The following is a 7,515-nucleotide window of genomic DNA, read 5'->3' as shown; positions in this document are numbered from 1 at the left end:
CGTCTGTTAGTCCTGCTTGCTGTAGACACAAACGCAAAATGGCTTGATAGAAAATATGTATCTTGGGAAGATTTGGAACAGTTAAATGAAGTTGATGATGAATTTACAGAAAATTTTTGACGCTATCAAAATGGCAGATTGGCTCATAGAATATAACACTGAAATACCACACCATAGTTTACAAATGAAAACTCCTATACAATATCTAATCGAAACTAATCCTCAGTGCCAAATGTTATGGACTAATACAAATCCTTGACAAAAAAATATTTTTCCAGTATTATTTCACCAATCAAGTAGGTGTTAAATGAAAGTATCTAAAAAAACAGATTATGCGTTAAGAGCATTGTTTGCAATTGCACAGTTAAAAGGTGAGTCAATCTCTACAAAAAATCTTTCTGAATGCACAGATGTTCCAAGAAGATTTTTAGAAAACATTATGCTTGAGATGAATAATGCAGGTTGGGTTAAAAGCACTTCTGGCAGATATGGTGGATATACATTAGCAAAAGATGCAAATGATATTACTTTAGGTGAAGTTATAAGACATTTTGAGAGTATGCTTGCCATGATTTCTTGTGTAAGTGTATCAAACTATGAGCCATGTAGCCAAGAGAGTAAATGTTATTTTAGAAGAGTGTTTTTAAATATTAGAAATTTAACTGCTCAGATTTTAGATAAGATGAGTATTGCAGCTTGTTTAAACCAAGTTCCAATTAAAAAAGATGATATTTATAGTGAAAAATTTATTGGTGGTTTAGGAATATAAACCACCAATTTTTTTTACTATTTTAATATTCACCTAGTTAGTGTAGTTTATATAAAAAGGATACAAATTGATGTACTACATGTGTAAAAAATTAGCAAAATCAAAGTAGTTGGTGAGATTTTTTTAAATCTTTAATATTCACACATTTAGTGTATTTTAAATTAAAAGAGAAGAAATGAAAAATATAATTAAAAAAACAAAATTGGTTTTATTGGGTGGTTTAGTTGCAACAACTTTAAATCTTTATGCAAAAGATAAAGTTGAAATTTTAAATGTATCTTATGATCCTACAAGAGAGCTATACTCTGATTACAATAAAGAGTTCGCAAAATATTGGGAAGAAAAAACAGGACAAAAAGTTGTTATAAAACAGTCCCATGGAGGGGCTGGAAAACAGGCGCGTGCCGTAATTGATGGACTGAAAGCAGATGTTGTTACTTTAGCACTTGCTTATGATATTGATGTAATAAGTCAAAAAAGAAAACTTTTCCCAAGTGACTGGCAAAAAAGATTAGAGAATAACTCATCTCCTTATACTTCTACTATTGTATTTTTAGTGCGAAAAGGAAATCCAAAAGGTGTTAAAGACTGGAATGATTTAGTAAAAGAGGGAATTGAAGTTATTACTCCAAACCCTAAAACTTCAGGAGGTGCAAGATGGAACTATTTAGCGGCTTATGCTTATGCAATTAAACAAGAATTAGGTAATTTAACAAACATAGATAGAAATTCAGAGGTATTTAAGATAGCAGATGCAAAAGCACTTGATTTTGTAAAAAAAGTATATAAAAATGTTCCCGTTCTTGACTCAGGTGCAAGAGGTTCAACAAATACTTTTGTACAAAGAAAAATTGGTGATGTTTTGCTTGCTTGGGAAAATGAAGCATTTTTAGCAATAAATGAGTTGGGTGTAGGTGAGTTTGAAATTGTTGTTCCAACAGTATCAATTTTAGCAGAACCACCTGTAACTGTTGTAGATAAAAATGCAAAAAAACATGGAACTTACGAAGTTTCTAAAGCATATTTAGATTATTTATATTCACCAGTTGGTCAAAAATTAGCAGCTAAACATTACTATAGACCATATAAACCAGAGTTAGCTGATAAAGAAGATTTAGAAAGATTCCCAAAGCTTGATTTAGTAAAAATTAATGATCTGTTTGTTGACTGGAAAACAGCTCAAAAAACACACTTTGATGATGCTGGAACATTTGACGCAATTTACAAATAGTAGATTAAATTAAAAGGAAAATTTATGAAAATTAACACAAAATTCAGCACTGCGGCAGTTGTTGTATTGCTCGCTGCATCTGCACTGAACGCGGATGAGAGTCTCTCAAAGCATACTCTAAAATCGAACTATCAAGTGAACTACAATATAAAACCAAAATCCGTAGATAATTTAGCGGATATGTTTCAAGAAGGGATATTGTACGGCAGACTTCGTTCAAACACTTTTCTTTACGACTGGGAAAAAGAGACAGCTTCTCAAAATTCTCATATTATAACGGCTATAGGTGGCTCTCTTATCTACAGAACAGCGACTCTGGGCGGCGTGGATTTTACTGCAGGTCTTTACTACTCAAAAGCCTTTTTTGATGAGGATGATGATCCAGTAGCTAGATTAAAACCGGGCAGAGATCTGCTTAGCCGATACGATTTTGCTACAAGCGGCGATAAGTCCATGACACTCTTAGGTCAAGCTTTCATAAGTTATAAAGGTCTAAGTAAAACAGATATCCGCTTAGGTCGTCAGCTTGTAGAGACTTTTTATACTAAATCTAGTGATACCAAGATGATTCCGAACACTTTTGAGGGTATAGTAATTGACAATAAAACTCTTTCTCAGACAAGCTTAAAGATTGCCTACTTGACAAAGCAGAAGCAAAGAGACCACACCTCTTCACACTCCGTTTTGATGTATGATGACTCAGATACGGCTAACCAATCTATATGGAACGCTAACGATGATTCGGCTATGCACAAAGGGTTGTTATATACGGCTCTAAAGGCTGCAGGTAAAGATACCGACGCACCTCTAATAACAGGAGATATTCAAAACAAATCCGTAGAGAACCTCACTATAAATGCCTCTTTTTATAATGTACCGGAACTTTTAAGCCAAGCAATGGGAGAGCTTAACTACAAAATGAAATTTGACGGCTTTACGCTTACGCCAGGCGTGCGCTACATTCAGCAGTTTGACGACAAAGCAGGTGAAATCGGAGGGGCTTCTCTTAGGGGGAAGGTTGCTTCAAACACAGGCTACAAAGAGATTGATTCACTTGACTCAAAGATGATTGCTGCGCGTTTGGTCGGGAATTATGAGAATTTTAAACTTAATCTGGGCTATTCGCAAGTCTTTGACGAAGCTGACCTTGTCACCCCTTGGCAAGGTTTCCCAACGGCAGGCTATACACGTTCCATGGCAAGACTTAACTGGATAGCAAACACAAAAAGCTACCGCGCAGAGCTGATGATTAACGGCAATCAAGCGGGAGCCTATAAAGATATAGTTACTCAGCTTTCCATTCTTCATGCGGATGCGGATGAATCAAAAGGAGAGTTTGATGAAAACTTCTATTACGTGGGATTTATTCAAAACATTCCCTCTTTTATTGATCTGCAATGGCGTATAAGACTAGGATATACGGATACAAAAAAAGTCGATAGCGACAGTGTTGATGGTCGTTTTGAAGTAAACTATCTATTTTAAAAAAAAATGTTATTTTACCTAAAGTCATAAACTGTGACAGTTATAGGATTTGAAGTTAGTACTTCAATTTTAAAAGAGTAATACTTCTTTGATTTAAAGTCAAAAAAAACTTTAAAAAAGAGGTGTTACTCATAAAAGAAATTATATGAGGAAATAATGTGAGTAATAATTCAGTTTTAGATTTAGTCGGAAATACGCCTTTAATTAAATGTAGATTATATGGAGAATTTCTAAAATGAGATTAAATTTCGGAATATTAAAAAGACAAAAATCCCCAATACCAGGATTTGGTCTTACGATGGGATATACTATTTTTTATCTTAGTATCATAGTTATGATTCCTTTGATTGCCCTTTTTACTGAAGCTTTTAGCATGGGATGGCAAGCTTTCGTTGATGCTTCAACAAATGATAGAGTAATCGCAAGTTATAAACTAACATTTTTAACTTCTTTGATTGCTGCACTTGTGAATACTTTTTTTGGGCTAATAGTTGCTTGGTGTTTGGTTAGATATGAGTTTTTTGGAAAAAGAGTTTTTGATGCAATCGTTGATTTGCCTTTTGCTTTGCCAACGGCAGTTTCTGGAATTGCACTTACTACACTTTATTCATCGCAAGGTTGGTTTGGACAATACTTAGAACCACTTGGAATAAAAGTTGTGTTTACTCCTATTGGAATTACTATCGCTTTGATTTTTATAGGACTTCCGTTTGTAGTGCGAACAATTCAGCCAGCACTTGAAGAGATACAAATAGAACAAGAAGAAGCTAGTACCTCTTTGGGAGCTTCAAGATGGCAAACATTTTATAAAGTGATACTTCCTACAATTTTTCCAGCACTTTTAACTGGATTTGCACTTTCATTTGCAAGAGCTTTGGGTGAATATGGTTCGGTTGTTTTTATTGCTGGAAATATGCCTTTTAAAACTGAGATTAGTACACTTTTGATTATTACAAAGCTTGAACAGTATGATTTTGCAGGTGCAACTGCAATTGCTGTTGTAATGCTTGTAATCTCATTTGTAATGTTGTTATTAATCAATATACTTCAAAGATGGAGTTCAAGAAGAAGAGGAATGGAGGCTATATGAAAACACGAAGTAATTCACAAACATCGCTAGATGAATCAAAAGCGGTTCAATATCTATTAATTACAACAGCGGTTTTATTTTTAGGAATAATGTTGGTTGTGCCTTTAATTACGATTTTTGTTGAGGCTTTTAGAAAAGGCGCAGAAGCATATTTTACAAGTTTTAATGATGAATATGTTTTACAAGCTATAAAACTTACATTTATAACAGCTGCAATAGCAGTTCCTTTAAATCTAGTTTTCGGGGTATGTGCATCTTGGGCAATAGCAAAATACTCTTTTTTTGGAAAAAGTTTTTTAATAACTTTGATTGATTTACCTTTTGCTGTAAGTCCAGTCATTTCAGGGTTTGTTTATATTTTATTATTTGGGGCACAAGGTTGGTTTGGTTCTTGGTTAATTGAAAATGATGTTCAGATTATCTTTGCAGTTCCCGGAATCGTGTTAGCAACTATATTTGTAACATTTCCATTTGTGGCAAGGGAGTTAATTCCTTTAATGCAAGAACAAGGAAACGATGAAGAACAAGCTGCGCTTTTACTTGGAGCTAATGGTTTTCAAACATTTTGGAAAGTAACCTTACCTAATATAAAATGGGGTTTACTTTATGGAGTAATTTTATGTAATGCAAGAGCAATGGGAGAGTTTGGAGCAGTTTCAGTGGTTTCGGGTCATATTCAAGGAGTTACAAATACTATGCCTTTACAAGTTGAGATTTTATATAACGAATATAACTTTGTAGCAGCATTTGCAGTTTCTACGCTTTTGGCAATACTTGCGCTTTTAACTTTGGTTCTAAAATATATTTTAGAGTGGAAAGTAGCAAGAGAATTAAAAAAATTAAAAAATGAAGAATAGACGAGGAATAATAAAATGAAAATTGAAGTAAAAAATCTAACAAAATATTTTGGAAAATTTGTAGCCCTAGATAATATAAATTTAGAAATAATCGAGGGTGAACTTTTAGCACTTTTAGGACCATCAGGAAGTGGAAAAACTACACTTTTAAGAATGATTGCAGGACTTGAAACAGTAGATGATACGGACAAAGGTGAGATTTTATTTAATAATATTGATGTTTCAAAAAAAGATATAGGTGATAGAGATATTGGATTTGTATTTCAACATTATGCGCTTTTTAAACATATGACTGTTTTTGAAAATATTGCTTTTGGATTAAGAGTAAAACCTAAAAAAGAGAGATTATCAAATGAGCAGATAAATAAAAAAGTTACAAAACTTTTAGAACTTATCCAACTTGATGGATTTGCAAACAGATTCCCTTGGCAATTATCAGGGGGTCAAAGACAAAGGGTTGCATTAGCTAGAGCATTAGCAGTTCAACCAAAAGTATTATTACTTGATGAGCCTTTTGGAGCATTAGATGCAAAGGTTAGAGCAGATTTGAGAAGATGGTTAAAAGAGCTTCAAGAAGAGTTGGGAATTACAACTGTTTTAGTAACCCATGACCAAGAAGAAGCACTTGAAGTTGCTGATAGAATTGTAGTTATTAGTAAAGGAAAAATTGAACAGATAGGAACTCCTGAAGAGGTATTTCATAATCCTGCAAATGAGTTTGTAATTAATTTTTTAGGAAATGTAAATCTATTTCACGGACGAGAAGAAGATGGAAGATTAGACATTGATTCATCTTTAGAAAATGAAGATAATAATTCAAAATTCTTAATCAGGCCGCATGAACTAGAGATAGTTTCAGTAAATAATAAAGATGCAATTTTACAAGCAAAAATCAGATATATCCAACTTGCAGGTTCGCAAGTAAAAATAGAATTAACCCATTTAGAAAATGAAACAAGAACCGTTTTAGTTGAGATTTCTCACTATGAATTTAGAGAGAAAAATATTCAAAAAGGTGATATAGTTGGAATTCGTCCGAGGGCTTTAAGAACCTTTGAAAATGGTGCGGGGATTTAAAGAAAAATGCTTTATTTAAAATTCAACAAGCCTATTTAGCATACTTTAAAAGCTTACAATAGTTTTTAAGTGCTAAATTTTAACTAAAATCTTTCAATTTGTAAAAAAGATAACATCACTTTATATTTAAATACAATTACAGTAGAATGATAACCAATATTATCAAATTGAGACAAGATGAAAAAAATAGATGCGATGTTTGATGAAAAAAAAGTCGGCGAGCTTTTTTAAGAGCAGGATAAAAATAGCTATGGATTTAACTATACCGCAAACTATAAACCGATTTCTCTTATCATGCCATATCGGGTGTTCAGCCAAAATCTTTATGAAGGCGCTTTATAAAACAATAGTGATGAACTATTTACTAAAAAATGGAGATGCGCATTTAAAGAACTTTGGTATTTTGTACGACAAAGAGTTGAAAAATAACTACTTTGCACCTGCTTATGATATTGTCAATACCATAGTCTATTTTAACAAAGATAGACCGGCTCTTAGTATGTTTGGAAAAAAAGCTCTGGTTTGGGAAAAAAGAGCTTGTAAAGTTTGGTATCGAGTGCTGTTACCTTTCACAAAACGAAGCGACAAGGCTTTATGTTGTTTGTCAAAATGCACTTAAAAAGAGTATCGAAGAGCTTGAGAGTTATGTTGGAACCCATGGCTCCTTTGAAGAGATTGGTTCAAAAATGATTGCTATGTGGAAATTATCACAAGACGAAAAAACATACAAGGAAATGGCACCTGAAACTAAGTGAAGTAGGTAAAAAGCTAAAAGAGCTTAGAAAAGATAAAAAAATGACACAAGAGCAACTTGCCGCTCAAGCTGGTATAAGCCGCATTACACTTGGAAAAATTGAACGAGGAGAGTTTGGCACAGTATCTGTAAAAACTCTTGATACACTGCTTTTTAATCTCGGGTTTGAGATAGAGTTTGAAAATTTCAATGGATTTGGACTGCCTGTTTTGGGTGAAATATAATGAAATTTACAAATATTAATAGGAGAAA

The 7,515-nt window shown here is 33.3% G+C and carries 9 protein-coding genes; all 9 read left to right on the top strand.

Annotation, left to right across the window (positions count from 1 at the left end; all coding sequences use genetic code 11):
- Positions 1 to 307: 307 nt before the first annotated feature.
- The 9 genes from K0A91_RS04175 (at position 308) to K0A91_RS04140 (ending at position 7,487) form a co-directional block, all read left to right on the top strand.
- Positions 308 to 769 carry an Rrf2 family transcriptional regulator gene (locus tag K0A91_RS04175; RefSeq protein WP_295008453.1) on the top strand — a complete coding sequence of 154 codons (462 nt, stop codon included), beginning with the start codon at positions 308 to 310 and terminating at the stop codon, positions 767 to 769.
- A 175-nt stretch (positions 770 to 944) separates the two neighbouring features.
- Positions 945 to 2,000 carry a sulfate ABC transporter substrate-binding protein gene (locus tag K0A91_RS04170; RefSeq protein WP_295008451.1) on the top strand — a complete coding sequence of 352 codons (1,056 nt, stop codon included), beginning with the start codon at positions 945 to 947 and terminating at the stop codon, positions 1,998 to 2,000.
- Positions 2,001 to 2,024: 24 nt separating this feature from the next.
- Positions 2,025 to 3,485, top strand: coding sequence for an OprD family outer membrane porin (locus K0A91_RS04165; RefSeq protein ID WP_295008449.1), 1,461 nt, complete (start codon positions 2,025 to 2,027; stop codon positions 3,483 to 3,485).
- Between the two features lie 235 nt (positions 3,486 to 3,720).
- Positions 3,721 to 4,575: a sulfate ABC transporter permease subunit CysT gene (gene cysT, locus K0A91_RS04160; protein ID WP_295008448.1), complete on the top strand. Its 855-nt coding sequence runs from the start codon at positions 3,721 to 3,723 to the stop codon at positions 4,573 to 4,575.
- A complete protein-coding gene (gene cysW / locus K0A91_RS04155) occupies positions 4,572 to 5,432 on the top strand; it encodes a sulfate ABC transporter permease subunit CysW (RefSeq protein WP_295008446.1) in 861 nt (286 codons plus the stop codon). Before cysT ends, cysW begins: the two co-directional genes overlap by 4 nt.
- 15 nt (positions 5,433 to 5,447) lie before the next feature.
- Positions 5,448 to 6,509: a sulfate ABC transporter ATP-binding protein gene (locus tag K0A91_RS04150; protein ID WP_295008444.1), complete on the top strand. Its 1,062-nt coding sequence runs from the start codon at positions 5,448 to 5,450 to the stop codon at positions 6,507 to 6,509.
- A gap of 190 nt (positions 6,510 to 6,699) precedes the next feature.
- Complete coding sequence (locus tag K0A91_RS11000) at positions 6,700 to 7,128, top strand: HipA domain-containing protein (RefSeq protein ID WP_366511621.1); 429 nt, start codon at positions 6,700 to 6,702, stop codon at positions 7,126 to 7,128.
- Positions 7,013 to 7,264, top strand: coding sequence for a hypothetical protein (locus K0A91_RS04145; RefSeq protein WP_295008442.1), 252 nt, complete (start codon positions 7,013 to 7,015; stop codon positions 7,262 to 7,264). Before K0A91_RS11000 ends, K0A91_RS04145 begins: the two co-directional genes overlap by 116 nt.
- Positions 7,200 to 7,487: a helix-turn-helix transcriptional regulator gene (locus K0A91_RS04140; protein ID WP_295008440.1), complete on the top strand. Its 288-nt coding sequence runs from the start codon at positions 7,200 to 7,202 to the stop codon at positions 7,485 to 7,487. The genes K0A91_RS04145 and K0A91_RS04140 overlap by 65 nt, the downstream gene beginning before the upstream one ends.
- Positions 7,488 to 7,515 lie beyond the last annotated feature (28 nt).

This window comes from Sulfurimonas sp. (assembly GCF_019429335.1).
Classification (GTDB): Bacteria; Campylobacterota; Campylobacteria; order Campylobacterales; family Sulfurimonadaceae; genus Sulfurimonas.
The sequence above is the reverse complement of the archived record's forward strand: the minus strand, read 5'-3'. Positions and strand labels throughout refer to the sequence as shown.

Bases quoted from the DNA above. Each gene is read 5' to 3' on its own strand.
- cysW (WP_295008446.1), top strand. From the start codon at position 4,572: ATGAAAACACGAAGTAATTCACAAACATCGCTAGATGAATCAAAAGCG.
- K0A91_RS11000 (WP_366511621.1), top strand. From the start codon at position 6,700: ATGCGATGTTTGATGAAAAAAAAGTCGGCGAGCTTTTTTAAGAGCAGG.
- K0A91_RS04175 (WP_295008453.1), top strand. From the start codon at position 308: ATGAAAGTATCTAAAAAAACAGATTATGCGTTAAGAGCATTGTTTGCA.
- cysT (WP_295008448.1), top strand. From the start codon at position 3,721: ATGAGATTAAATTTCGGAATATTAAAAAGACAAAAATCCCCAATACCA.
- K0A91_RS04170 (WP_295008451.1), top strand. From the start codon at position 945: ATGAAAAATATAATTAAAAAAACAAAATTGGTTTTATTGGGTGGTTTA.
- K0A91_RS04165 (WP_295008449.1), top strand. From the start codon at position 2,025: ATGAAAATTAACACAAAATTCAGCACTGCGGCAGTTGTTGTATTGCTC.
- K0A91_RS04150 (WP_295008444.1), top strand. From the start codon at position 5,448: ATGAAAATTGAAGTAAAAAATCTAACAAAATATTTTGGAAAATTTGTA.